The sequence below is a fragment of the Bradyrhizobium sp. CCBAU 11434 genome, assembly GCF_028128895.1.
Classification (GTDB): domain Bacteria; phylum Pseudomonadota; class Alphaproteobacteria; order Rhizobiales; family Xanthobacteraceae; genus Bradyrhizobium; species Bradyrhizobium zhengyangense.
Map to the genome: position 1 here is coordinate 63,661 of NZ_LBJX01000096.1, position 22,919 is coordinate 86,579.

Below are 22,919 nucleotides of genomic sequence, written 5' to 3' on the forward strand. Positions count from 1 at the left end.
GTTCTGGGGGCGTATCGCCGATGCCGGCGTTGATTGAAGAAGGGCGCGCGAAGGTCAATTTGAGCCTTCGCGTGGTCGGCCGTCGTGCCGACGGCTATCATGATCTCGAAAGCGTGGTTGCGTTTGCCGATTGTGCCGACCGACTGACGCTGGAGCCGGGCGGTGAGCTCAAGCTCGCCACCACAGGGCCGCTCGCGGCGGCCTGCGGCGAGACCTCAGACAATCTCGTGTTCAAGGCCGCCAAGCTGCTGGCGGACGCGGTGCCGAATCTGAAGCTCGGTGCCTTCGCGCTCGATAAGGTCTTGCCGGTCGCGGCCGGTATCGGCGGCGGCTCGGCCGACGCGGCCGCGGCGCTGCGCCTGCTCGCGCGTCTCAACAATTTGCCGCTCGACGATCCCCGCCTTCAGAAGGTCGCGCTGGCAACCGGTGCCGACGTGCCGGTATGCCTGCTCTCGCGCGCCTGTGACATGACTGGCGTCGGCGAGCAGCTGTTGCCGCTGGCGTTGCCGAGCATGCCCTGCGTGATGGTCAATCCGCGCGTGCCGGTTGCGACAAAGGACGTGTTCAAGGCCCTTGGCCTGCGCAATGGCGAACTCCTGGTCGGGGCCACCTCGGTCCTCGGAGCTCCGGCCTGGCCGGAAGAGGGCGCCACCATTGCTGACTGGGTCGACGTTCTCGAAACGGTGGCCAACGATCTCGAAGCGCCTGCGATGCGCATCGAGCCCGTGATCGGCGACGTGCTGAGCGCCTTGCGCGACTCGACCGGCGTCAAGCTGGCGCGGATGTCCGGCTCCGGAGCGACGTGCTTTGCGATATACGGTGCGCCCGCTGACGCGCATGCCGCCGCAGAGAAGATTCGGCGCGACCACCCCGGCTGGTGGGTGCATGCGGGGACGCTGAGCTAAGTATTTCCCCGGCGACGGTCTCGTAGGGTGGGCAAAGCGACTTGTCCGCCGTAGCTCGAAGAGCGAAGGCGGAAGCGTGCCCACGCATTTTTTTGCGATTGAGAGAGGCGGGGGCACGGCGCAAGGGCGCCTTTGCTCACCCTACGGTAGCTCGCCAAGCCCTAGAAACTGCCTGATCTCACCCAGCACTTCTTCCGGCTTGTCGTGTTGCAACCAGTGCCCGGCACCGGCGATGGTTGCGATGCGCGCCTGCTGGAAATAGCGCTCCAGGCCCGCTGAGCGCGCGCCGGCGAGAAAGCTTTCGCCAGCGTTCAACAGCAGCGTCGGGCACGTGATGCGCGACCACAGCGCGATGTGATCGTCCGGCCAGAGCCGGTGCGGCGCCGAAACGCGCTGGTAGGGATCGAACTTCCAGCTATAGGTGCCGTCCTCGTTCCGTCGCGCGCCATGCGTGGCAAGATGCAGCGCGAGGTCGCGGGTGAGGCGCTTGTTGTGAAGCACCATCTGCGCCGCGGCATCCTCGAGCGTCGCATAGCGGCGCGCCGTTCGGTCGTGCAGCCTGTCGAGCTGGCTGACCCATTTACCGATGCGTTCATGCGTCGGCGGCTTGGGTGAATCGGGTAGCATCGTCACGCCATCGAGCACGACGAGCTTGTCGACCAGTTCGGGGAACGCCCCCGAGAAAATCAGGCTCACCATGCCGCCCATCGAATGGCCGATCAGCGTCACGCGCGGCGCTGCAATGCTGCGGACGAGCTGGACGAGATCGTAGACATATTCGGTCAGCGCGTAGCTGCCGCCTCTGGTCCAGTCGGAATCGCCGTGGCCGCGCAGATCGGGCGCGATCACATGGAAGTGCGGCTGCAGCGAGCCGGCGATGGCGTCCCAGCTCCGGCAATGATCGCGGCCGCCATGCACCAGGATGAGCGGCGGCGCGCCCGCGTTGCTCCAATCGGCATAATGCAGTTGCAGGCCGTGCGATTCATAGAAGCGGCTTTGCGGGGCGCTAGCCATTTGCCGGCCGCCGTGCCAGCGCGAGCGAGAGACCGAGGCCGGCGATGAAGATGCCAGACCCCTGCGTGAGGCGCCGCATCAGACGCGGCCGCCCGATCAGTTGTGTGCGGGTCGCGGATGCCATCAGCACCACGACGATGTCGGCGAGCGTGTTCAGCGCCACCGAGATGGCGCCGAGCAGGATGAACTGCAGCGTGGGGCTCGTACCCGCCGGATCGATGAATTGCGGAATGAAGGCGAGGAAGAATGCCGCGGTCTTCGGATTGAACGCCTCGATCAGCACGCCGTCACGGAATGCGCGCTTGTCGCCGACAGGCTCGCTCTCAAGCGACAGCATCCGGCTTGCACCACGAAATGTCTTGATGCCGAGCCAGATCAGATAGAGCGCACCGACGAATTTGACGGCGGCGAACAACTCGGCGCTGGCCAGGATGACCGCGGAGATGCCGAGGCCGCCGGCGATGACATGAACCAGTCCGCCCAGCGCCGTGCCGGCGGTCGAGGCAAAGCCGCCGGCGCGCCCCTCCGACAATGTTCGCGCCGCGACGTAGAAGATGCCGGGGCCCGGAATGGCGGCAATGACGAGGGCGGCAGCGAGGAATAGCCAAAAATTCGTTTCGCTCATCCTGCCTTGGTAGCGATGCCGTGCGCGATTGCAAGCCCGGTCCGCTAGCCTATGCGGCGGAAGATCGCGCTGGCGTTGACCCCGCCGAAGCCGAAGCCGTTGGAGATCGCGTGCTGCATCGGCATGGGACGTGCAGCACCGGCAACGATATCGATCCCTTCCGCACCCGCATCCGGATTTTCGAGATTGAGGGTCGGCGGCGTGATCTGGTCGCGCAGGGCAAGCACGGTGAAGATCGCCTCCAGTCCGCCGGCGGCGCCGAGCAGATGGCCGGTGGCCGATTTGGTCGCACTGACCGCGATGGATTTGTTGCGGCCGAACAGCGCGCCGATCGCGCCAAGCTCGCTCTCGTCGCCGGCAGGCGTTGAGGTCGCATGGGCGTTGAGATGCTGCACATCGGCGGGCGCAAGCTTCGCCTGCCGGAGCGCGATCTCCATGGCGCGGCGGGCGCCGTCGCCATCGGGCGGCCCCGACGTCATGTGATAGGCGTCGGCAGTGGTGCCATATCCCACAAGCTCGGCGATCGGTGTGGCGCCGCGCGCCAGCGCATGTTCCAGCTCCTCGATCACCAGTATGCCGGAGCCTTCGCCCATGACGAAACCGTCGCGGTCGCGATCGAACGGGCGTGAGGCACGCATGGGCTCGTCGTTGAAGGAGTTCGACAGCGCGCGGGCCGCCGCAAAGCCGCCGAGGCTGACGATGTCGATGCAGGCCTCCGCGCCGCCGCAGATTGCGACATCGGCTTCGCCCGCGCGGATGATGCGTGCGGCATCGCCGATCGCCTGCACGCCGGCGGCGCACGCGGTGACCGGCGTGCCCAGCGCGCCCTTGTAGCCGTATTTGATCGAGACGTGGCCGGCGGCGAGGTTGGCGAGGAACGAGGGGATCGTGAACGGCGACAGCCGGCGCGGGCCGCGTTGCTCGGTGATGCGCACGGCCTCCGCCATCGCGGGAAAACCGCCTACGCCGGAGCCGATGATCGTCGCGGTGCGCTCCTGTGCAGATGCATCCTGTGGCGTCCATTTGGCCTGCGCGACGGCTTCCGCGGTGGCGAGCAGCGCGAACAGGATGAAGCGGTCCATCTTGCGCTGATCCTTTGGCGCAGCGGCGTCGGCCGGATCGAAGCCGCCGTCGGCATCATCGGCTTTGTCGGGTACGAGACCGGCAATGCGCGCGGGCAATGCCTGCGACCATTGAGGCAGCGGGCGCAGCCCGCTTTGACCCGCGAGCAGCCGGCGCCAGGATATCTCGACACCACAGCCGAGCGGCGATACCGCGCCCATTCCAGTCACGACGATACGACGCATGTCAGTCTCCAGCCGGTGCGAGGTCCGGGTTCATAGCTTTGAGCAAGGTGAGCCGTCGCCGCATTAGGCGGCTCGCGGCAGGACCGGCAACCACCACCGCATTGGCGAGCGTGATCGGCTGTCGCTCGGCGGCGTCGACCACGACCGGATCGAGTGGCCGAAGATCGTTCCTGTCGGCCAGCAGGATGGATTCACCCTTCGGCGCGAGATGCTTGTTGCCCCAGGCGAGCAGCGTTGCGATCACGGGAAAGAAATCCCGCGCCTTGTCCGTCAGCACATATTCGCAACGCGGCGGCCGCTCCTGATAGCGGCGGCGGACGAACATGCCGGTCTTGGTGAGATGGGCGAGGCGCCGCGACAGGATGTTCGGCGCGATGCCGAGATTGCGCTCGAACTCGTCGAACCGCGTCGAGCCCTGCAAGGCGTCCCGCAGGATCAGGATGCTCCACCATTCCCCGACCGTCTCGACGGCGCGGCCGACCGGACATTCCTGGATGGAAGGCAATTTGGGCTGCATGGCGGGGAAGGTAGGAGAGTAACTTGCGAAATGCAAGTAACTATACGCGCTCCTGCTCCGGACGCAGCGCATCGCGTTTTCAGCGGTGCGCTGCAGAGCCGGGGTCCATGTTGCTGATCACTGGATGTCGCGTAGGTCCCGGCTCTGTGCACCAACGCAAACGGCGCTGTAGCGTCGTCCGGGACACGGGAGTTGAGCGACGGCTGTGCGCCGTACTCCGTCATTGCGAGCGCACATATCCATCACCGTCACCCTGAGGTGCTCCCCTCTTCGGCGAGCCTCGAAGGGCGACGGCCCGGCTGCATCCGGGCCGTACATCCTTCGAGGCTCCTCATGGGACGCATTGCGTCCCGTGCCTCGCGCCTCAGGACGACGGTGCTAAGAGCAGTGCAGATCGATAGAGCTCGCCGCGCTCAATGCGACCGTGCCAGGCAGAACGCCACCACCTGCTCTAGCGCGCTCTTCATCGGCGAGGACGGGAACAGCGCCAGCGCATCGACCGCCATGGCGCCGTAGTGCTGGGCGCGGCTCAGCGTGTCCTCGAGCGCGCGGTGCTTGTTCATCAGGCCGATGGCGTGGTCGAGATCGGCATCGCCGATCTCGCCGCGCTCCAGCGCCTTGATCCAGAAAGCGCGCTCGGAGTCGTTGCCGCGGCGGAACGCGAGCACGACGGGCAGAGTGATCTTGCCCTCGCGGAAATCGTCGCCGGTGTTCTTGCCGAGTTTGGCGCTCTTGCCGCCATAGTCGAGCACGTCGTCGACCAGCTGGAAGGCGATGCCGAGATTCATGCCGACGGAGCGGCAGGCGGTCTGCTCGGCCTTTGGGCGGTTGGCGATGACGGGGCCGACCTCGCAGGCCGCCGCGAACAGCTCGGCGGTCTTGCCGCGGATCACGGCGAGATATTCGTCCTCGGTGGTCGCGGTGTTCTTGGCGGCTGCGAGCTGCATCACCTCGCCCTCGGCAATGGTGGCGGCGGCTGCCGAAAGAATGTCCAGTGCGCGCAGCGAGCCGACCTCGACCATCATGCGGAAGGCCTGGCCGAGCAGGAAGTCGCCGACCAGCACGCTCGCCTCATTGCCCCAGAGCATGCGGGCCGACAGCTTGCCGCGGCGCATCTCGCTCTCGTCGACGACGTCGTCATGGAGCAGGGTCGCGGTATGCATGAACTCGACGGACGCGGCGAGCTTGATGTGGCCGTCGCCGGTGTAGCCGGCGAGGTTCGCCATCGCCAGCGTCAGCATCGGCCGCAACCGCTTGCCGCCGGAGGAGATCAAATGGTTGGCGACTTCAGGGATCATGGTCACGTCAGACCCGGTCCGCGACAGGATCGTGGCGTTGACGCGCTCCATGTCGGGGGCCACAAGGGCAACCAGCTCTTCGATCGACGCGCCGGGAGTTTCGAAAGGTACGATGACGGCCACGCCGGTCTCCAATATTTGCCCCGGAGGGGCTATTCTGATGGAAAGACAATAGAAACTGGACGGGGATGCGGCAAGGCCTGTGGAACCATTGACATTTGCCGCTTTCACCCCTTTCAGGCAGGAGGCTCGTCTTGCGTGAATTGGTTCGGACCAACGATATCGTGCTGGTGTCGGCGATCGGCGCGCTGCTCGACGGCGCCAACATCCATCATCTGGTGCTGGACCAGAACATGAGCATCATCGAGGGCTCGCTCGGCGTGCTGCCCAGGCGGATCCTAGTCCATGAGGACGATGCCAGCGAGGCCCGGCAATTGCTGACCGACGCCGGCCTTAGCCACGAACTGCGCGGCGATGATTGACGTCGTCACAGATCTCACCGAGGACGCCTTTCTCGGCGGCCAGCTGCTGCTCAAGCAGAAGCGATCCGGCCATCGGGCAGGGCATGACGCCATCCTGCTTGCCGCTGCGGCCGAGGCCCGCGACGGCGACCGTGTGGTCGATCTCGGCGCCGGCGTCGGCACGGCTGGCCTCGCGCTGGCCCGGCGCGTTGGCGGGATCAAGCTTTGCCTCGTCGAAATCGATCCGGAGCTGGCCGAACTCGCGCGCGCCAATGCGGCCGCGAATGCGATTGCCGCTGATGTGATCGTGCTCGACGTCACCGCGGACGCGCAGGCTTTTGCAGCCCATGGGCTCACGCCTGATAGTGCGGATTGCGTGTTGATGAACCCGCCCTTCAACGATCCCGCGCGGCACCGCGGCTCGCCGGACCAGGCGCGTCACACCGCGCATGTCGCCACGGACGAGACGCTGCATGCCTGGGTGCATGCAGCGCGGCGTATCCTGCGAACGAACGGTGTGCTCACGCTGATCTGGCGCGCAGATGGAATCGCAGATGTCTTGGCAGCGCTGTCACGCGGCTTCGGCAGCCTGTCGATCCTGCCGGTTCATGGCGAAGCGGGACGTCCAGCGATCCGCGTGCTGGTGCGCGCGGTGAAGGGTGGACGGGCGCCGATGCGATTGCTGCCGGGCCTCATGCTCAATGATGAGTCAGCCGTGCCCAAAAAAGAGGTGCGGAATATTCTGGAAGGGAGAGCGGTCTTGCCGCTGGCGGAGCCGTGACGGCTTACTGGGGAAGCGATTCCGACTGCTGTTCTGGCTGGGACGTAAAGCGAATCGCCGTAAAGAGCGCGCCCATCAGCATCAACAGCAGATAGATCTTCATGTCGTTTCCTCCGCTGCCTCATTGCAGCTTCCCAACTGGGATTCTGCAAAACACGTTCCAGGCACCAGCAATGACAGTCGCGTGATAAATAAGGGTTAACCAGAGGTGACGGCATGGCCGAACAATTGAACGATCGCGAGAATTCCGGCCTGGCCGACAAGCTCATGCAATATCTGCCGGCGCGCTTGCGCCCCGGTGCCGCGGTCGTACCGGTGGTGCGGCTGTCGGGCGTCATCGGCGCGGTCACGCCGCTGCGTCCGGGCATGACGCTGGCGGGCCTCGCCCGCGTGCTGGAGCGGGCGTTTTCATACCGGAACGCCAAGGCGGTCGCGCTTGTGATCAATTCGCCGGGCGGCTCGCCGGTGCAGTCGCGCCAGATCTATCTGCGCATCAAGCAGCTCGCGGCGGAGAAGAAGCTGCCTGTGCTGGTGTTCGTCGAGGACGTCGCGGCCTCGGGCGGTTACATGATCGCCTGCGCCGGCGACGAGATCTTCTGCGATCCGTCGTCGATCCTCGGATCGATCGGCGTGGTCGGCGGCAGCTTCGGTTTCCAGGATGCGATCAAGCGGCTCGGCATCGAGCGGCGCCTCTACACGGCAGGCGCCCACAAGGCGATGCTCGATCCGTTCCTGCCCGAAAACCCCGATGACGTCGCCAAGCTGAAGGCTCTCCAGCGCGAGATCCACCAGATCTTCATCGCGCTGGTGAAGGACAGCCGCGGCGCAAGGCTGAGGGGCGCGGACGACGTCCTGTTTACGGGCGAATACTGGGCCGGTGAGAGCTCGATCGCGCTGGGGCTCGCCGACGGGATCGGCGATATCCGCTCAACTCTTCGTGCCCGCTATGGCGAGAAGGTTCTCACCCCCGTGATCGCGCAGCCCTCCGGGCTGCTGTCCGGCCTGTTGGGGCGGAAATCGCCCGGCGCGGGCCAGCTTTCGGCCATGGAATCAATGGCTGGGCTACCGGATGAGCTGATCTCGGCCGTCGAGACGCGGGCGATTTGGGCGAAATTCGGGTTCTAGGTTCGGCTCCCCCGCGCCATTTGGTCCGTGCTGAGCCAATTGCGGCGCGGCCCGGACTGCGCGAGAATGTGTGTGGGGGCTGAGCACTACACGAGGATCGACCGATGCCGCCGTTCGTCGCATTTGCGGGCGTTCTGGGTGGGCTTGCCGTGGTCCGCTGGGCCTACAAGACCGCACTCAGGATCAACGAGGAGCTGGAGGAGATGCGCCTGTCGCGCGTCGCGGAGGCCGCCCATATGGGGACCATCCAGACGCTGAAGCGTGACCCCGTGACCGGGGCGTATAGGCCGGGTTAGTACCCTTTTCAGGCCCACCGTCGTTCCGGGGCGATGCAAAGCATCGAACCCGGAATCTCGAGATTCCGGGTTCGATGCTTTGCATCGCCCCGGAACGAGGTTGGGGGGGGGGGGGGGGGGGGGGGGGGGGGGGGGGGGGGGGGGGGGGATTCCCATGGCCGCCGTCGATACGGTCCCGCGCGATTCAAAACCCCCGCGAGAGCCTGATCTGACGATGGACGCCTCATTGCCCGCCCATATGCGCCCGGACCGCTCGTTCCAGGGCCTGATCCTGGCCCTGCAGCGCTACTGGGCGGATTACGGCTGCGTGATCCTGCAGCCCTACGACATGGAAGTCGGCGCCGGCACCTTCCATCCTGGGACGACCTTGCGTGCGCTCGGACCGCGGCCGTGGAATGCCGCCTATGTGCAGCCCTCGCGTCGGCCCAAGGACGGCCGCTACGGCGAAAACCCGAACCGGCTCCAGCACTATTACCAGTTCCAGGTCATCCTCAAGCCGTCGCCGCCGAACCTCCAGGAGCTGTACCTGAAGTCGCTCGCCGCGATCGGCATCGACTCCGCCGTCCACGACATCCGCTTCGTCGAGGACGATTGGGAGAGCCCGACGCTGGGCGCCTGGGGCCTTGGCTGGGAGTGCTGGTGCGACGGCATGGAAGTCAGCCAGTTCACCTATTTCCAGCAGGTCGCCGGCGTCGAATGCGCACCGGTTGCGGGTGAGCTCACCTACGGCCTCGAACGCCTCGCCTGTTATCTGCAGGGCGTCGATCGCATCATGGACCTGAACTTCAACGGCCGCGAAGGCGCAGAGAAGGTCAGCTACCGCGATGTGTTCTTCCAGGCCGAGCAGGAATATTCGCGGCACAATTTCGAATATGCCGATACGGCGATGCTGTTCGAGCAGTTCAAGATGGCCGAAGCGGCCTGCAAGAAATACCTCGAGGCTGGCTGGCAGAAAAACTCGGAATCCGGCAAGCGCGAGGCCCATCTGATGGCGCTCCCCGCCTATGACCAGTGCATCAAGGCGAGCCATGTCTTCAACCTGCTCGATGCGCGCGGCGTGATTTCGGTGACGGAGCGACAGAGCTACATCTTCCGGGTTCGCGAGTTGGCGAAAGCCTGCGGCGAAGCCTGGGTGCACACCGAAGCCGGTGGAGCGGCCTGATGCCAGATCTCTTGCTTGAACTGTTTTCCGAAGAAATTCCCGCGCGCATGCAGGCCAAGGCGGCCGATGATCTGCGCCGCCTGGTCACCGACAAGCTCGTCGCCGAGGGCCTGGTCTACGAAGGCGCGAAAGCCTTCGCGACGCCGCGCCGTCTTGCGCTCACCGTGCATGGCATCCCCGCGCGTCAGCCTGACCTGAAAACCGAACGCCGCGGGCCCAAAGTCGGCGCCCCCGATGCGGCCGTGCAGGGCTTTCTGAAGGCCACAGGCTTGAAGTCACTGGATGAGGCCAAGATCCAGCGCGACCCGAAGGGTGATTTCTACATCGGATTGATCGAGAAGCCCGGCCGCGACGCCATCGACGTGCTCGCGGAAATCCTGCCCGTGATGATCCGCACCTTCCCCTGGCCGAAATCGATGCGCTGGGGCGCGCGCTCGGCCAAGCCGGGCGCGCTGAGCTGGGTGCGTCCGCTGCACGCGATCACCGCGACCTTCGGCCTCGAGACCGAAGAGCCCGATGTCGTGAAGTTTTCCGTCGACGGCATCGAGGCCGGCCAGACCACCTACGGCCATCGCTTCCTCGCGCCGTCGGCTATTTCCGTCCGCCGCTTCGAGGACTACGAAGCCAAGCTCCTGGACGCGAAGGTCGTGCTCGACGCTGAGCGGCGTAAGGACGCGATCCTCACCGATGCCAAGCAGCTTGCCTTCGCGCAAGGGTTCGAGCTCGTCGAGGACCAAAACCTGCTCGACGAGGTCTCGGGCCTCGTCGAATGGCCGGTCGTGCTGATGGGCTCGTTCGAGCAGGAGTTCTTGAAGACTCCCGACGAGGTGATCCGCGCCACCATCCGTAACAACCAGAAATGCTTCGTGGTCAGGGATCCCAAGACCGGGAGGCTGACCAACAAGTTCGTCCTCACGGCGAATATCGAGGCCACCGACGGCGGCAAGGTCATCGTGTCAGGCAACGAGCGCGTGATCCGCGCGCGGCTGTCGGATGCGAAGTTCTTTTACGAGACCGACCTGAAGACCAAGCTCGAGGATCGTCTGCCGAAGTTCGAGCAGATCGTGTTCCACGAGAAGCTCGGCACGCAGGCCGCACGCATCAAGCGGATCGAGCGTCTCGCCGCCGAGATCGCGCCGCTGGTCGGCGCCGATGTCGTCAAGGCGACGCGTGCCGCGCATCTCGCCAAGGCGGATCTGCTGACCGAAGTCGTCGGCGAATTCCCTGAGGTGCAGGGCCTGATGGGCAAGTACTACGCGCTGGCCCAGGGTGAGGACGCCTCGGTCGCGGCTGCCTGCGAGGAGCACTACAAGCCGCAGGGGCCTGCCGACCGCGTGCCGACCGATCCGGTCAGCGTTGCGGTGGCGCTCGCGGACAAGATAGATACGCTCGTTGGGTTCTGGGCGATCGACGAGAAGCCGACGGGCAGCAAGGATCCGTATGCACTGCGTCGTGCGGCGCTGGGTGTGATTAGAATCGCGTTAGAGAACGAGATCGACTTGCATCCAAGAGGTCTCCTCGACTCGCATATCCACACCGTTCGGCCCGACGTCTCTGATACTGAGAAGGGAAACATCGGCGATTCCTTCCAGGACTTCCTGGAAGATCGATTGACGGTTCAACTGAGAGAACAAGGCGCTCGGCATGATCTCGTCGCCGCTGTGCTTGAGCTTGGCGGAAACGAGGCTGGGCTGCTTTCAATCGTCCGCCGCGTCGATGCACTCGGCAAGTTCCTGGAGTCCGACGACGGCAAGAATCTGCTCGCTGGCACCAAGCGTGCCAGCAACATCCTCTCGATCGAGGAGAAGAAGGACAAGCGCACGTTCGACGGTGCGCCGGATGCTGCGCTCTACGGCCTCGATGAGGAAAAGGCGCTGGCCAAGGCGATCGGCGAGGTGAGGGCGGAAGCAAGTGCCGCCGTCGCCAAGGAAGACTTCGCCGCCGCGATGAGCGCGATGGCAAAGTTGCGTCCGCCGGTCGATGCGTTCTTCGACAAGGTGCGCGTCAACGACGACGATGCCAAGGTGCGCGAGAATCGTTTGAAACTGCTGAATGAGATCCGCAGCGCCACGCGCGGAGTGGCGGATTTCTCGAAGATCCAGGATTGAGGCGCGGTCGCGCGGCAAACACCGCTGTCATTCCGGGGCGCGCCACTTGGCGCGAGCCCGGAATCCATTTCTCCTCGTCATGCGCTGCATGATGGATTCCGGGTTCGCGCTCCGCGCGCCCCGGAATGACGAGAGAAAAAATGCCCCACCCGGCGGGGGGAAGACCGGGCGGGGCCTGATGTCCGATTACACTGCTCGCGCCAGCCTGATTGATGTGACGCGACGGACATCTAGTTGATTTCTGGAAGCGCTAGTTCATCACCTCGACGATGCGCCGCGAGCGCGGCTCGACCAGCACCGTCTCGCCGTTCACGACCGTGTAGCGATACGTCGTCGCACCGAAACGTTGCGGCACGTCATAATAAGTGATGCCGGTTTCAGGTAAGGTGGCACCGACCACGACGCGATCGGGAATGCTGAATGCCGGCACACGTTGCTCGACGACATAGTCCCGGAAAGCCGGCCGCTGCTCGACCGCAATCGTTGGGCCGCTGTCAACGACAACGGGCGCGCGTCCCACTGTGATCCCGGTTTGCGCCTGCGCCGCGATCGGCGCGCTGAGCGCGATGCCAAGCGCTGCGAGGGCGAGAATCCTGTTCCGCATGGGCAACTCCTTCGAATCGATTTCAGCCCGCGCCAGTGGCGCGACCGGTTGCCAATGCTGCGCCGCGCGTGATGTTCCGGAAAAAGCCTTGCCGCATACGCGGCAATTTCGGGCAGTTTTCGCGAAGCCTGGAACCGGGATCAGTCCTTGTGCGTCTCTACGGGCGAAACCCGGTCCGCTATGATCCCGCCGCGATTCGCCTCATCCCACGGAAAGATAGTTCATGCACCTCACCGTCGCCCACATCTCGCCGCTCCTGTCGCTGCTTGCGGGCGTTCTCATCCTGATCATGCCGCGCCTGCTCAACTTCATCGTGGCGATCTTTCTCATCCTCAATGGTGCGATCGGGCTCGGTTTGTTGAAGTGGCTCCATCTCTAGGCCTTCACTTTTCGGAACTGTTCGACTTGCGCAGGCCTGCCCAAAGTGGTGTAAGGCGCGCGATTTCCCATTCCTCTCGAAGGTTGTGTGCAAGCTATGGCCAAAGCCGCCTCGAAGCCTAAGAAACTCCCAGCGAAATCAAAGCCTTCCGCCAAGGCGAAAGCCGCGCCGGCCGCCCGCAAGGCGCTCCCCAAGAGCAGCTCTGTGAAGAGCGCCCCAAAGCCGGTCGCCAAGGTTGCCGCGAAGGCTGCGGCCAAGCCGGCCGCTAAGGCTGCGACCAAGGCGGCTGCACCGAAGGTCGCTGCCAAGGCTGCTCCAGCCAAGAGCGCGCCGGCAAAGATCCCGGCCAACAAGTGGGTCTTCACCTTCGGCGACGGCAAGGCCGAGGGCCGGACGGAGATGCGCGACCTGCTCGGCGGCAAGGGCGCCAATCTCGCCGAGATGGCCAATCTCGGCCTGCCGGTGCCTCCGGGCTTCACCATCCCGACCTCGGTCTGCACCTATTTCTACGCCCACGACAAATCCTATCCGAAGGAGCTGCAGTCGCAGGTTGAGAAGGCGCTCGACTATATCGGCAAGTTGACCGGCAAGGTGTTCGGCGACACCAAGAACCCGCTGCTGGTGTCCGTACGTTCAGGCGCACGCGCCTCGATGCCGGGCATGATGGACACCGTGCTCAATCTCGGCCTCAACGACCAGACGGTGGAAGCGCTGTCCGAGCTCTCCGGCGACCGCCGTTTCGCCTATGACAGCTACCGCCGCTTCATCACCATGTATTCCGACGTGGTGCTCGGCTTCGAGCATCATCACTTCGAGGAAATCCTCGACACCTTCAAGGACAGCCAGGGCTATACGCTCGACACCGACCTCACCGCCGAGGACTGGGTCGACCTGGTCGGCAAGTACAAGGACGCGGTCGCGCGCGAGACGGGCAAGGATTTCCCGCAGGATCCGCATGACCAGCTCTGGGGCGCGGTCGGCGCGGTGTTTTCGTCCTGGATGAATGCGCGCGCGGTGACCTACCGCAAGCTGCACGACATTCCGGAATCCTGGGGCACCGCGGTCAACGTGCAGGCCATGGTGTTCGGCAATATGGGCGAGACCTCGGCAACCGGCGTTGCCTTCACCCGCAACCCCTCGACCGGCGAGAGCAAGCTCTACGGCGAGTTCCTGATCAACGCGCAGGGCGAGGACGTGGTGGCGGGCATCCGCACGCCGCAGGACATCACCGAGGAAGCGCGCAAGGAGTCCGGCTCCGACAAGGCATCGATGGAAGCGGCGATGCCTGAGGCCTTCAAGGAGCTGACGCGGATCTACACGCTGCTCGAGAAGCACTACCGTGACATGCAGGACATGGAGTTCACGGTCGAGCAGGGCAAGCTGTGGATGCTGCAGACCCGCGGCGGCAAGCGCACCGCGAAGGCCGCGCTGCGCATCGCGGTCGAACTCGCCAATGAGGGCCTGATCACCAAGAAGGAAGCGGTGATGCGGATCGATCCCGCTTCGCTCGACCAGCTCCTGCATCCGACCATCGATCCCAACGCCAAGCGCGACGTGATCGCGACCGGCCTGCCGGCATCCCCGGGTGCTGCCTCCGGCGAGATCGTGTTCTCGTCGGACGAAGCGGCCAAGCTCCAGGGCGACGGACGCAAGGTGATTCTGGTCCGCATCGAGACCAGCCCCGAAGACATCCACGGCATGCACGCCGCCGAAGGCATCCTGACCACCCGCGGCGGCATGACCTCGCACGCGGCGGTCGTCGCGCGCGGCATGGGCAAGCCCTGCGTCTCCGGCTGCGGCACCATCCGCGTTGATTACGGCCGCGGCACCATGAGCATCGGCTCGCGCACCTTCAAGGCCGGCGACGTCATCACCATCGACGGTTCGCTCGGCCAGGTGCTGGCCGGCCGCATGCCGATGATCGAGCCGGAACTGTCTGGCGAGTTCGGCACGCTGATGAATTGGGCCGACCAGGTCCGCAAGATCGGTGTTCGCGTCAACGGCGACACGCCTGACGATGCCCGCACCGCGATCAAGTTCGGCGCGGAAGGCATCGGCCTCTGCCGCACCGAGCACATGTTCTTCGAGGAGACCCGCATCCGCACCGTGCGCGAGATGATCCTCTCCGAGGACGAGCAGTCGCGCCGTGCCGCGCTGGCAAAACTCTTGCCGATGCAGCGCGCCGATTTCGTCGAGCTGTTCGAGATCATGAAGGGCCTGCCCGTCACGATCCGCTTGCTCGATCCGCCGCTGCACGAGTTCCTGCCGCACACCCATGCCGAGGTCGAGGAAGTGGCGCGCGCCATGAACACCGATCCGCGGCGCCTGGCTGACCGCGCGCGCGAGTTGTCGGAGTTCAATCCGATGCTCGGCTTCCGCGGCTGCCGTATCGCGATCGCCTATCCCGAGATCGCCGAGATGCAGGCACGCGCCATCTTCGAGGCCGCGGTCGAGGCCGAGAAGCGCACCGGCAAGGCCGTCGGCCTCGAGGTGATGGTGCCGCTGATCGCGACCAAGGCCGAGCTCGACCTGGTCAAGGGCCGCATCGACGCCACCGCGAAGTCGGTGATGCGCGAGACCAACACCAAGATCGCCTATCAGGTCGGCACCATGATCGAGCTGCCGCGCGCCTGCCTGCTCGCGGAAGAGATCGCCGAGAGCGCCGAGTTCTTCTCGTTCGGCACCAACGACCTGACGCAGACGACCTACGGCATCAGCCGCGACGACGCCGCGAGCTTCCTCGGTCCCTACGTGACCAAGGGCATCCTCTCGATCGATCCCTTCATCTCGCTCGACCAGCAAGGCGTCGGCGAACTGGTCAAGATCGGCGTAGCGCGCGGCCGCAAGGCGCGCCCGAAGCTCAAGATGGGCATTTGCGGCGAGCACGGTGGCGATCCGGCCTCCGTTGCCTTCTGCCACAATGTCGGCCTCGACTACGTATCGTGCTCGCCCTACCGCGTGCCGATCGCGCGCCTCGCCGCCGCGCAGGCCGCGCTCGGCAAGGCGGTTGCGAGCCAGGCGTAAGGACGAGTTGAGTGGTTGAATGCGAAGAGGCGGGGCTTCGGCTCCGCCTCTTTCATTTGAGCCCATGCTCTCTCCACGTCATTGCGAGCGCAGCGAAGCAATCCAGAATCCCTCCGCGGAAAGACGCTGGATTGCTTCGCTGCGCTCGCAATGACGAGTGTGTTGCGGCAGCGCGAGTTCATCACGCGTCCCGTAATGATACGTGCGCGCAAGAATCATCAGAAAGAGTTCCTTCACCATTCGCATTGACCGATTGTTTACCGCTTCTCGCGACGCGACGTTTACCAATGCGCAGCATCGCCCCGTGGAAACACCTGACATTGCTTGAGTGTGCCTTGCGCGCAACGCGGATTAACGCCCCGGCAACCTAAATTAGATACTCACGATAAAGATCGAATTGCACGGATGTACTGAGTTCGATCAGAACGGGCGTAAGCGTAGCGTGAGCGTATCGATGTCAGTGTTGCGTAACCATCCGAAGGGTGCGCGGTTCGCATCCTTCGGACTCGGTCTCTGCATCTTCGCATTGATGCCGAGAGAGATCGGATATCAGGACATAGGCTCGCTGCTGGCGCGTCAGCCCGGCGTTGCCGAGCGCTGGCAGAAGCAGGTGTTCTCTGCGGCCTCGTCCATTCAGCTTGCCACTTACAGCTTCTCGCGCCCCATCGGCACATCCGCGCCGCAGAGCGCGATGGTGCGTCTCGCCAGTCTCGATGGCCGCGATGTCACCGGTTCCATTTCGCGCAACCCGGTGCTGCAAGCGCCTGCGCGCTACCAGGCCTCCGACTTTCCCAGGGTTGACCGTGCGCTGAAGGGCGATCGGCTCGCCACCGTGACGCCCGCGCCTGTGCCTGAGCCGGCAGCTCCAGCCGCGACGCCCGCGCAGGAAAATCCCGCGACCTCGAACAGCTCCGTGTTCGGCGCGAAAACTGCCGTGCTGCCCGCCGTACAGCCGCAAGCGATGTCGCCGGAGTCCGCGGCGGCGCTCGATCCCGAGTTGCAGGAGGCGATGCGTGCGCCGCCGTTGGCTCAATATACAAATGCGCCGAGGGCAGACGACAACGCCCTGTCGTTTGCAGCACAGCCACTCAACACGCTGAAGCAGGCGACGGTCGAAGCTCCGCCGCGCGATCCCTTCAGCATCAAGACCTCGAACCTGTTCTTCGGCAGCTCTTCACTGGGCGGTAACCTCGAGAGCATCGAGAGCTGGCAGCCCGGCGCCGAGCCGCTGATCGTGATGCCCGACCCTGATATGAAGCTGGCCTCGCTGTCGCCGGCGAACGAGGACGCCGCGAGCGCCACCGAGAGCGGCGAGAGCGTCGCGCCGAAGGGTGAGGTCAACGCCGACAACCAGCGCGCAAAATCTCCGGCCGAGCGGCTGGCCCTCGACGAGAAATCACGCGCGAAGTCGGAAAAGTGTCTTGCAGAAGCCGTCTATTTCGAATCCCGCGGGGAGGCCGTGCGCGGCCAGATCGCGGTCGCGCAAGTTGTGATGAACCGCGTATTTTCAGGCAAATATCCTGATACGGTGTGCGGCGTGGTCTATCAGAACAAGTACCGCCACTTCGCCTGCCAGTTCACCTTTGCCTGCGACAACAATCCCGACGTGATCCGCGAGCCCGAGATGTGGGAGCGCGCCAAGAAGATTTCGAAGGCCATGCTCGACGGCCAGATCTGGCTGCCTGAAGTGGGCAAGTCGACGCATTACCACGCCTATTGGGTGCGTCCGTCCTGGGTCGCCGAGATGAAGAAGATGTACAAGACAGGCGTGCACACTTTCTACCGGCCGCGCAATTGGGGCGACGGCAGCGAGGAGCCGAGCTGGGGCACGCCGGCGCAGACCGCCGCGCTCTCGGCCGAGCTCGTCCAGGAGGCGAAGAGCTCAGCCGAGATGGGCGTGACGGAGCGGCGCTAAAAGCGCGTCTCACATCTCGATATCCAACGCGCAGTCGAGATTCGGCGCCGAATGCGTCAGCGCGCCCGAGGAGGCGTAATCGACGCCGGTGGTCGCGATCGCCGCAATCGAGTCCGGCGTGACGCCGCCGGAGGCTTCCAGCTTCACGCGGCCTTCCGTCATCCTGACAGCCTCGCGCAGCGTCGCGACGTCCATGTTGTCGAGCAGCACGGCCTCGGCCAGCCCAGTGTCGAGCACCTCGCGGAGCTGCGCCAGCGTATCCACCTCGATCTCGATCTTGACGAGATGGCCGGCATGGGCCCGAGCGCGCTCCAGCACGGGACGGATGCCGCCGGCGACTGCGATGTGGTTGTCCTTGATCAGGATGGCATCGTCGAGGCCGAAACGGTGGTTGAAGCCGCCGCCGCAACGCACCGCGTATTTCTCCAGCGCCCGCAATCCGGGCGTGGTCTTTCGCGTGCAGCAGATGCGCATTTTCGTGCCTTCGGTACGCGCGACATAGTCGGCCGTGAGTGTCGCGACACCGGAGAGACGGCCGACGAAGTTCAGTGCAGTCCGTTCCGCGGTGAGGATCGCACGGGCCGGACCGGAGATCGTCAACACCTGTTGCCCGCGGGCGATGCGCGCGGCGTCGCGGACATGCGCGTGGACCTCGATGTCGGTCGATAGCTTTTGCAGCGTCGCCAGCGCCAGCGGCAGGCCGGCGATGACACCGGACTGGCGTGCGATCAGGACGGCTTGCGCCTTGGTCGCTTCGGGGATCGTTGCGAGCGAGGTGATGTCGCCGGCGCGGCCGAGATCCTCGTCGAGTGCGCGATGCACGGCATCATCGATGGCGAGTGGAGAGAGGAAGGCGTCGGGATAGAGCAGGGAGGTGGGGGTGATCATGACAAACTCCGTCAGGCGATCATGGATTGAGCGATGCGTGGAAGTGAATGCGCGCTGAGCCCGTCCGCGATCTCGCGTGCTTGAGCGAGCGTCGTCATCGTTCTCTGCGCCAGCGCAGGCGCCTCCTCGGGATGGTCAGAGCGGAAATGCGCGCCACGGCTCTCGCGCCGGCTCCAGGCCGCGGAAGCAACGAGCAAGGCCGCCGTTGCCATGTGGCGGACCGCGGTGCTTGTTGCTGAGCGTTCCAGTGCACCAAAACTGCGTACGGCTTCTGCGAGCCCGTAGTGCTCGCGGATCACGCCGACATTTGTGCTCATCATCGCGCGCAGCCGCTTCGCGGCGCTTGCATCCGGCGCGCTGCCGCGTGGCGTCACCAGTGTTTCGGGGAGCCCGGCAGGTGAGGGGATCGCCTGGCCGGCGATGTCGTCGGCGATGCGCGCGGCGTAGACCACCGCCTCCAGCAGCGAATTTGACGCAAGCCGGTTGGCGCCATGCATGCCCGTTGACGAGACTTCGCCGCTGGCCCAGAGCCCGTCGATCGAGCTGCGGCCGCGCGCGTCGACCGCGATGCCGCCCATGTGATAGTGCACCGCCGGCGCGATCGGGATGACTTGAATCGCTGGATCGATGCCGCCGGCAATGCAGCTTGCATGCACTGTCGGGAATCTTTCAGCGAAATGGGCGCCCAGTGCCTGCCGCGCATCGAGGAAGGCGCCGCGGCCCGCCGCGATCTCGGCGAACACGCCGCGGGCCACGATGTCGCGCGGCCCGAGTTCGGCGAGGGGATGTTGCGCCGCCATGAAGCGCTCACCCTCGCTGTTGATCAAGGTCGCGCCTTCGCCGCGCAGCGCCTCGGTCGCAAGCGGCGCCGGATCACGCCCGACCATGATGGCGGTCGGGTGGAATTGCACGAATTCCGGATCGGCGATCACAGCGCCGGCGCGAGCGGCGATCGCGAGGCCAGATCCATGGGCCTCAGCCGGATTGGTGGTGACGGCATAGAGATGGCCGATGCCGCCGGTCGCGAGCACGACTGCGCGCGAGGCGATCATCACGGGCCTTGCCGCAAAATTGCCGGCCTCGCGCAATTGAAGGCCGGTGACGGCGCCATCGTCGGTGAGCAGCGCTTCGGCGACAAAACCTTCGATCAGGCGGATCGACGGCGTGCGGCGTACAGCCTCGCTCAGTGCCGCGATGATGGCTGCGCCCGCGCCATCGCCGCGGACGTGCACGATCCGCCGCGCCGAATGCGCGGCTTCCCGCCCCACTGCAAGCCGGCCTTCGAGATCGCGGTCGAACGGCACGCCATAGGCGAGCAGATCGTGAATCCGCGGGCCGGCCTCGCGCGCGATACCGAGCGCGATCGCTTCATCGACGATGCGGCCGCCGACCGCAATCGTATCCGCGGCATGTGCCTCGGGACTGTCGCCATCGGCGACGGCAGCCGCGATGCCGCCTTGCGCCCACGCGGATGAGGCGCCCTGTCCGAGCGGCGCCGCCGAGATCAGCGTCACCGGCCGCGGCGCGAGTTTCAGTGCGCAGAACAATCCGGCGAGGCCGCCGCCGACGATCACGACATCGTCGGTGGAGCGGGTGAGGTTGTGGATGTTTGTCATGGCTCTTTCCTTTCACTCAACTGTCGTCCCAGCGAAAGCTGGGACCCATACGCCGCGGCGGAAGTTGTCTGGCGAAGCTCTGCAACGTCGTTCTTCGCAACCACATCTTCCTGTGGTTTTGGGTCCCGGATCTGCGCTTCGCCTGTCCGGGAGGACACCGAATGTGTTGTCAGTTCTTCAAATTGATCATCCGCTCGACCGAACGCCGCGCGCGTCCTGCAAGCGCGGGATCGATCGTCACTTCCTCGCCAAGCGTCAGCAGGCTCTCCAGGATGTTGGCCAGCGTGATGCGCTTCATGTGCGGGCAGAGATTGCAGGGGCGCAGCATCTCGACATCAGGCAGCTCGGCGCGGACATTGTCGGCCATCGAGCATTCCGTGATCATCACGAGGCGCTTCGGCCGCCGTTCGCGCACCCAATTGATCATGTGCGCGGTCGAGCCGGTGAAGTCGGCTTCCGCCAGCACATCAGGCGGACATTCGGGATGCGCGATGATCTGCACGGAGGGGTCGGCATCGCGGAAGGCGCGCAGCTCCTCGCCGGTGAAGCGCTCATGCACCTCGCACGCGCCCTTCCAGGCGATGATCTTCACGTCGGTCTTCGAGGCCACGTAAGTTGCGAGATAGCGGTCGGGCAGGAAGATCACGCGCGGTGCGTTCAGGCTCTCGACCACCTGCACCGCGTTTGACGAGGTGCAGCAGATGTCGACCTCCGCCTTCACTTCCGCCGACGTATTGACATAGGCAACGACAGGCACGCCGGGAAACTTCTCGCGGAGCAGCCGGACGTCGGCGCCGGTGATGCTGGCGGCGAGCGAGCAGCCGGCGCGTGTATCAGGGATTAGCACCGTCTTGTCCGGATTAAGCAGCTTCGACGTCTCCGCCATGAAGTGCACGCCGCACTGGACGATGATGTCGGCCTTCACCTTGGTGGCCTCGACTGCGAGCTGGAGCGAGTCGCCGCCGATGTCGGCAACGCCGTGAAAGATCTCCGGCGCCTGGTAATTGTGCGCGAGGATCACCGCGTTGCGCTCTCGCTTGAGCTGGTTGATCGCGTGAATCGTCGGCGCCATCAGCGGCCACTCGATCGCCGGGATCACATGTTTGACGCGCTCGTAGATCGGCGCGGTCGCGCGTTCCACCTCGCCGGTCCATTCCAGCGAAGGGCGCGGCAGCGTCGGCCCTGATCGTGCCGGCGCGACCGGAGTGGGGGTGGCTTGGCCCTTCGGCCGGTCGGCGAAATCATCAGGGCCGTAAATTTCAGCAATCGGCATCGAAGCCTCCCGTGCAGGTCAATTATGCTCTATTTGAGTATATACGGGCCCTGAGAAATCCGGCCGAAGCGGCCGGTGGGAATTTCGCCAGAGCTTGCATATACTCAATCTGAGTAAATCTGAAATAGCACGCCCTTGGGCGATCCGCTAGGCCGAGTCGCACACATTTCCGTCAACTCGTGCTCCGTGCGCCGACGGAGGCAGCGATCAAACGCAACGCTCCGGCAAAAGCCCTTCATGGAACGCAATCATTTTTGACTTTCGATTTTCATGCATCTGCATTAAACGGCTGACTCGCGGCCGCCGATTTGCGGACCGCCAACGCCGAATGAGGAACACCATGTCGATCCCAGCGGGCGAGCTCGCTCCCTCTCGTTCCTCCAATTGGCGCACCCCGGCGGTCATCATCCTCTGCGGCTGCGCGATCGGCATGCTCGGCTTCGGTCCGCGCTCGGCGCTGGGCTTCTTCGTGCAGCCGATGAGCCATGAGTTCGCCTGGGGGCGCGACGTGTTCGGCCTCGCCATCGCTTTCCAGAATCTGTTGTGGGGGTTGGGCCAGCCGTTCGCCGGCGCGGTCGCCGATCGCTTCGGCCTGTTCCGTGTGATGTGCGTCGGCGCGCTGCTCTATGCCGGCGGGCTTCTCTTGATGCGCTATTCGTCGACGCCGCTGTCGCTCAACATCGGTGCGGGCGTGATGGTCGGTTTCGGCCTCGCCGGTTGCTCGTTCAATCTGGTGCTGTCGGCGTTCACGAAACTATTGCCAGCCGAGAAGCGCGGGCTTGCGCTCGGCGCCGGCACTGCGGCGGGCTCGCTCGGCCAGTTCCTGTTCGCGCCGATCGGCGTCGCCCTGATCGACAATTTCGGCTGGCAGCAGGCGCTCACCGTGTTCGGCTTCCTGATGCTCCTGATCATCCCCCTTGCGCTGGCGATCTCGACGCCGCCGGTCGCAACCACGGCCAACGCGGCGCCCGCGGATGAGCAGACCATCACCAGGGCGCTTGCCGAGGCTTTTGGTCATCGCTCCTACGTGCTGCTGGTGCTCGGCTTCTTCACCTGCGGCTTCCAGCTCGCTTTCATCACCGTGCATCTGCCGGCGTTCCTGGTCGATCGCGGCATCTCGACGCAAACCGGCGGCTGGGTGATCGCGGCTATCGGCCTGTTCAACATCATGGGCTCGCTCAGCGTCGGCTATCTCCAGAATAGCTTGCCGAAGCGCTACATCCTCTCGGCGATCTATTTCACCCGTGCGCTCGCGACGCTCGCCTTCATCTCGTTTCCGATCACGCCGTTCTCCGCGATCGCGTTCGGTGCAATCTCCGGCCTCACCTGGCTGTCGACGGTGCCGCCGACCTCGGCGCTGGTGGCGCTGATGTTCGGCACGCGCTGGCTGGCGACGCTCTATGGCTTCGCCTTCGTCAGCCATCAGGTCGGCGGTTTCCTCGGCGTCTGGTTAGGTGGCATCGTCTTCGAGAAGTTCGGTTCCTATACGCCGATCTGGTGGCTCTCGATCCTATTCGGTGTGCTCTCGGCGCTGATCAATCTCCCGATCGTGGAGAAGCCGGTTCAGCGAGTGGTTGCGCAGCCTGCCTGATCGGCTAAACATCCCGGTCAAACAAGTCAG

21 protein-coding genes are annotated in these 22,919 nt (G+C 64.9%); 11 read left to right on the forward strand and 10 right to left on the reverse strand.

Features of this window, described 5'->3' with window-relative positions; genetic code table 11:
- Positions 1-20: 20 nt before the first annotated feature.
- The gene (locus tag XI06_RS27065) at positions 21-905 is read left to right on the forward strand and encodes a 4-(cytidine 5'-diphospho)-2-C-methyl-D-erythritol kinase (RefSeq protein ID WP_237866756.1); all 885 of its coding nucleotides are present in this window, start codon (positions 21-23) and stop codon (positions 903-905) included.
- 141 nt (positions 906-1,046) lie between these two features.
- Here XI06_RS27065 and XI06_RS27070 read toward each other — a convergent pair whose 3' ends face one another.
- The 5 genes from XI06_RS27070 to XI06_RS27090 all read right to left on the reverse strand — a co-directional run bounded on the left by XI06_RS27070 (position 1,047) and on the right by XI06_RS27090 (position 5,789).
- Positions 1,047-1,919 carry an alpha/beta fold hydrolase gene (locus tag XI06_RS27070; protein ID WP_237866757.1) on the reverse strand — a complete coding sequence of 291 codons (873 nt, stop codon included), beginning with the start codon at positions 1,917-1,919 and terminating at the stop codon, positions 1,047-1,049.
- Positions 1,912-2,544 carry a LysE family translocator gene (locus XI06_RS27075; RefSeq protein ID WP_237866759.1) on the reverse strand — a complete coding sequence of 211 codons (633 nt, stop codon included), beginning with the start codon at positions 2,542-2,544 and terminating at the stop codon, positions 1,912-1,914. The genes XI06_RS27070 and XI06_RS27075 overlap by 8 nt, the downstream gene beginning before the upstream one ends.
- A gap of 44 nt (positions 2,545-2,588) precedes the next feature.
- Positions 2,589-3,851 (reverse strand): beta-ketoacyl-ACP synthase II, encoded by a 1,263-nt coding sequence (gene fabF / locus XI06_RS27080; protein ID WP_237866760.1) that lies wholly within the window; start codon positions 3,849-3,851, stop codon positions 2,589-2,591.
- Between the two features lies 1 nt (position 3,852).
- Positions 3,853-4,368 (reverse strand): winged helix-turn-helix transcriptional regulator, encoded by a 516-nt coding sequence (locus XI06_RS27085; protein WP_237866762.1) that lies wholly within the window; start codon positions 4,366-4,368, stop codon positions 3,853-3,855.
- A 413-nt stretch (positions 4,369-4,781) separates the two neighbouring features.
- Positions 4,782-5,789, reverse strand: coding sequence for a polyprenyl synthetase family protein (locus XI06_RS27090; protein ID WP_237870216.1), 1,008 nt, complete (start codon positions 5,787-5,789; stop codon positions 4,782-4,784).
- A gap of 131 nt (positions 5,790-5,920) precedes the next feature.
- On the opposite strand from XI06_RS27090, the gene XI06_RS27095 reads away from it, so the two are divergent.
- The 6 genes from XI06_RS27095 to glyS all read left to right on the forward strand — a co-directional run bounded on the left by XI06_RS27095 (position 5,921) and on the right by glyS (position 11,599).
- Positions 5,921-6,148 (forward strand): putative signal transducing protein, encoded by a 228-nt coding sequence (locus tag XI06_RS27095; RefSeq protein ID WP_057757173.1) that lies wholly within the window; start codon positions 5,921-5,923, stop codon positions 6,146-6,148.
- On the forward strand, positions 6,141-6,908 hold the full coding sequence (locus XI06_RS27100; RefSeq protein ID WP_271606941.1) for a tRNA1(Val) (adenine(37)-N6)-methyltransferase: 768 nt from the start codon (positions 6,141-6,143) through the stop codon (positions 6,906-6,908). The genes XI06_RS27095 and XI06_RS27100 overlap by 8 nt, the downstream gene beginning before the upstream one ends.
- A gap of 216 nt (positions 6,909-7,124) precedes the next feature.
- A complete protein-coding gene (locus XI06_RS27105) occupies positions 7,125-8,033 on the forward strand; it encodes a S49 family peptidase (RefSeq protein WP_271606942.1) in 909 nt (302 codons plus the stop codon).
- 104 nt (positions 8,034-8,137) lie between these two features.
- Complete coding sequence (locus tag XI06_RS27110) at positions 8,138-8,329, forward strand: hypothetical protein (RefSeq protein WP_212297600.1); 192 nt, start codon at positions 8,138-8,140, stop codon at positions 8,327-8,329.
- A 214-nt stretch (positions 8,330-8,543) separates the two neighbouring features.
- On the forward strand, positions 8,544-9,491 hold the full coding sequence (locus XI06_RS27115; RefSeq protein ID WP_237863372.1) for a glycine--tRNA ligase subunit alpha: 948 nt from the start codon (positions 8,544-8,546) through the stop codon (positions 9,489-9,491).
- A complete protein-coding gene (glyS, locus tag XI06_RS27120) occupies positions 9,491-11,599 on the forward strand; it encodes a glycine--tRNA ligase subunit beta (RefSeq protein ID WP_237863373.1) in 2,109 nt (702 codons plus the stop codon). The genes XI06_RS27115 and glyS overlap by 1 nt, the downstream gene beginning before the upstream one ends.
- Positions 11,600-11,849: 250 nt before the next feature.
- On the opposite strand, the gene XI06_RS27125 is transcribed toward glyS, so the two are convergent.
- Entirely contained in the window at positions 11,850-12,203 is a 354-nt protein-coding gene (locus XI06_RS27125) for a DUF1236 domain-containing protein (protein WP_237863374.1), read from the reverse strand.
- 223 nt (positions 12,204-12,426) lie between these two features.
- Between XI06_RS27125 and XI06_RS27130 the strand changes: the two genes are divergently transcribed.
- Both XI06_RS27130 and ppdK read left to right on the forward strand, forming a co-directional pair.
- Positions 12,427-12,582 carry a DUF3096 domain-containing protein gene (locus XI06_RS27130; RefSeq protein ID WP_128953280.1) on the forward strand — a complete coding sequence of 52 codons (156 nt, stop codon included), beginning with the start codon at positions 12,427-12,429 and terminating at the stop codon, positions 12,580-12,582.
- A 96-nt stretch (positions 12,583-12,678) separates the two neighbouring features.
- The gene (ppdK, locus tag XI06_RS27135) at positions 12,679-15,606 is read left to right on the forward strand and encodes a pyruvate, phosphate dikinase (protein ID WP_237863375.1); all 2,928 of its coding nucleotides are present in this window, start codon (positions 12,679-12,681) and stop codon (positions 15,604-15,606) included.
- Positions 15,607-15,684: 78 nt separating this feature from the next.
- On the opposite strand, the gene XI06_RS27140 is transcribed toward ppdK, so the two are convergent.
- Positions 15,685-15,846: a hypothetical protein gene (locus XI06_RS27140; protein ID WP_237863376.1), complete on the reverse strand. Its 162-nt coding sequence runs from the start codon at positions 15,844-15,846 to the stop codon at positions 15,685-15,687.
- A 214-nt stretch (positions 15,847-16,060) separates the two neighbouring features.
- On the opposite strand from XI06_RS27140, the gene XI06_RS27145 reads away from it, so the two are divergent.
- Positions 16,061-17,521, forward strand: coding sequence for a cell wall hydrolase (locus tag XI06_RS27145; RefSeq protein ID WP_271606943.1), 1,461 nt, complete (start codon positions 16,061-16,063; stop codon positions 17,519-17,521).
- Between the two features lie 9 nt (positions 17,522-17,530).
- On the opposite strand, the gene nadC is transcribed toward XI06_RS27145, so the two are convergent.
- The 3 genes from nadC to nadA all read right to left on the reverse strand — a co-directional run bounded on the left by nadC (position 17,531) and on the right by nadA (position 21,298).
- Complete coding sequence (gene nadC, locus XI06_RS27150) at positions 17,531-18,409, reverse strand: carboxylating nicotinate-nucleotide diphosphorylase (RefSeq protein WP_237863378.1); 879 nt, start codon at positions 18,407-18,409, stop codon at positions 17,531-17,533.
- A gap of 11 nt (positions 18,410-18,420) precedes the next feature.
- Positions 18,421-20,025: an L-aspartate oxidase gene (locus tag XI06_RS27155; protein WP_271606944.1), complete on the reverse strand. Its 1,605-nt coding sequence runs from the start codon at positions 20,023-20,025 to the stop codon at positions 18,421-18,423.
- A gap of 169 nt (positions 20,026-20,194) precedes the next feature.
- On the reverse strand, positions 20,195-21,298 hold the full coding sequence (gene nadA, locus XI06_RS27160; protein ID WP_271606945.1) for a quinolinate synthase NadA: 1,104 nt from the start codon (positions 21,296-21,298) through the stop codon (positions 20,195-20,197).
- A gap of 340 nt (positions 21,299-21,638) precedes the next feature.
- On the opposite strand from nadA, the gene XI06_RS27165 reads away from it, so the two are divergent.
- Positions 21,639-22,889 carry an MFS transporter gene (locus XI06_RS27165; protein ID WP_237863381.1) on the forward strand — a complete coding sequence of 417 codons (1,251 nt, stop codon included), beginning with the start codon at positions 21,639-21,641 and terminating at the stop codon, positions 22,887-22,889.
- Positions 22,890-22,919 lie beyond the last annotated feature (30 nt).

Excerpts from the sequence above, each read along its gene's own strand:
- ppdK (WP_237863375.1), top strand. The coding sequence starts at position 12,679 with ATGGCCAAAGCCGCCTCGAAGCCTAAGAAACTCCCAGCGAAATCAAAG.
- XI06_RS27125 (WP_237863374.1), bottom strand. The coding sequence starts at position 12,203 with ATGCGGAACAGGATTCTCGCCCTCGCAGCGCTTGGCATCGCGCTCAGC.
- XI06_RS27070 (WP_237866757.1), bottom strand. The coding sequence starts at position 1,919 with ATGGCTAGCGCCCCGCAAAGCCGCTTCTATGAATCGCACGGCCTGCAA.
- XI06_RS27085 (WP_237866762.1), bottom strand. The coding sequence starts at position 4,368 with ATGCAGCCCAAATTGCCTTCCATCCAGGAATGTCCGGTCGGCCGCGCC.
- XI06_RS27065 (WP_237866756.1), top strand. The coding sequence starts at position 21 with ATGCCGGCGTTGATTGAAGAAGGGCGCGCGAAGGTCAATTTGAGCCTT.
- nadA (WP_271606945.1), bottom strand. The coding sequence starts at position 21,298 with ATGCCGATTGCTGAAATTTACGGCCCTGATGATTTCGCCGACCGGCCG.
- XI06_RS27165 (WP_237863381.1), top strand. The coding sequence starts at position 21,639 with ATGTCGATCCCAGCGGGCGAGCTCGCTCCCTCTCGTTCCTCCAATTGG.
- XI06_RS27105 (WP_271606942.1), top strand. The coding sequence starts at position 7,125 with ATGGCCGAACAATTGAACGATCGCGAGAATTCCGGCCTGGCCGACAAG.
- fabF (WP_237866760.1), bottom strand. The coding sequence starts at position 3,851 with ATGCGTCGTATCGTCGTGACTGGAATGGGCGCGGTATCGCCGCTCGGC.
- glyS (WP_237863373.1), top strand. The coding sequence starts at position 9,491 with ATGCCAGATCTCTTGCTTGAACTGTTTTCCGAAGAAATTCCCGCGCGC.
- XI06_RS27110 (WP_212297600.1), top strand. The coding sequence starts at position 8,138 with ATGCCGCCGTTCGTCGCATTTGCGGGCGTTCTGGGTGGGCTTGCCGTG.
- XI06_RS27100 (WP_271606941.1), top strand. The coding sequence starts at position 6,141 with ATGATTGACGTCGTCACAGATCTCACCGAGGACGCCTTTCTCGGCGGC.
- XI06_RS27130 (WP_128953280.1), top strand. The coding sequence starts at position 12,427 with ATGCACCTCACCGTCGCCCACATCTCGCCGCTCCTGTCGCTGCTTGCG.
- XI06_RS27115 (WP_237863372.1), top strand. The coding sequence starts at position 8,544 with ATGGACGCCTCATTGCCCGCCCATATGCGCCCGGACCGCTCGTTCCAG.
- nadC (WP_237863378.1), bottom strand. The coding sequence starts at position 18,409 with ATGATCACCCCCACCTCCCTGCTCTATCCCGACGCCTTCCTCTCTCCA.
- XI06_RS27140 (WP_237863376.1), bottom strand. The coding sequence starts at position 15,846 with ATGGTGAAGGAACTCTTTCTGATGATTCTTGCGCGCACGTATCATTAC.
- XI06_RS27145 (WP_271606943.1), top strand. The coding sequence starts at position 16,061 with ATGTCAGTGTTGCGTAACCATCCGAAGGGTGCGCGGTTCGCATCCTTC.
- XI06_RS27075 (WP_237866759.1), bottom strand. The coding sequence starts at position 2,544 with ATGAGCGAAACGAATTTTTGGCTATTCCTCGCTGCCGCCCTCGTCATT.
- XI06_RS27155 (WP_271606944.1), bottom strand. The coding sequence starts at position 20,025 with ATGACAAACATCCACAACCTCACCCGCTCCACCGACGATGTCGTGATC.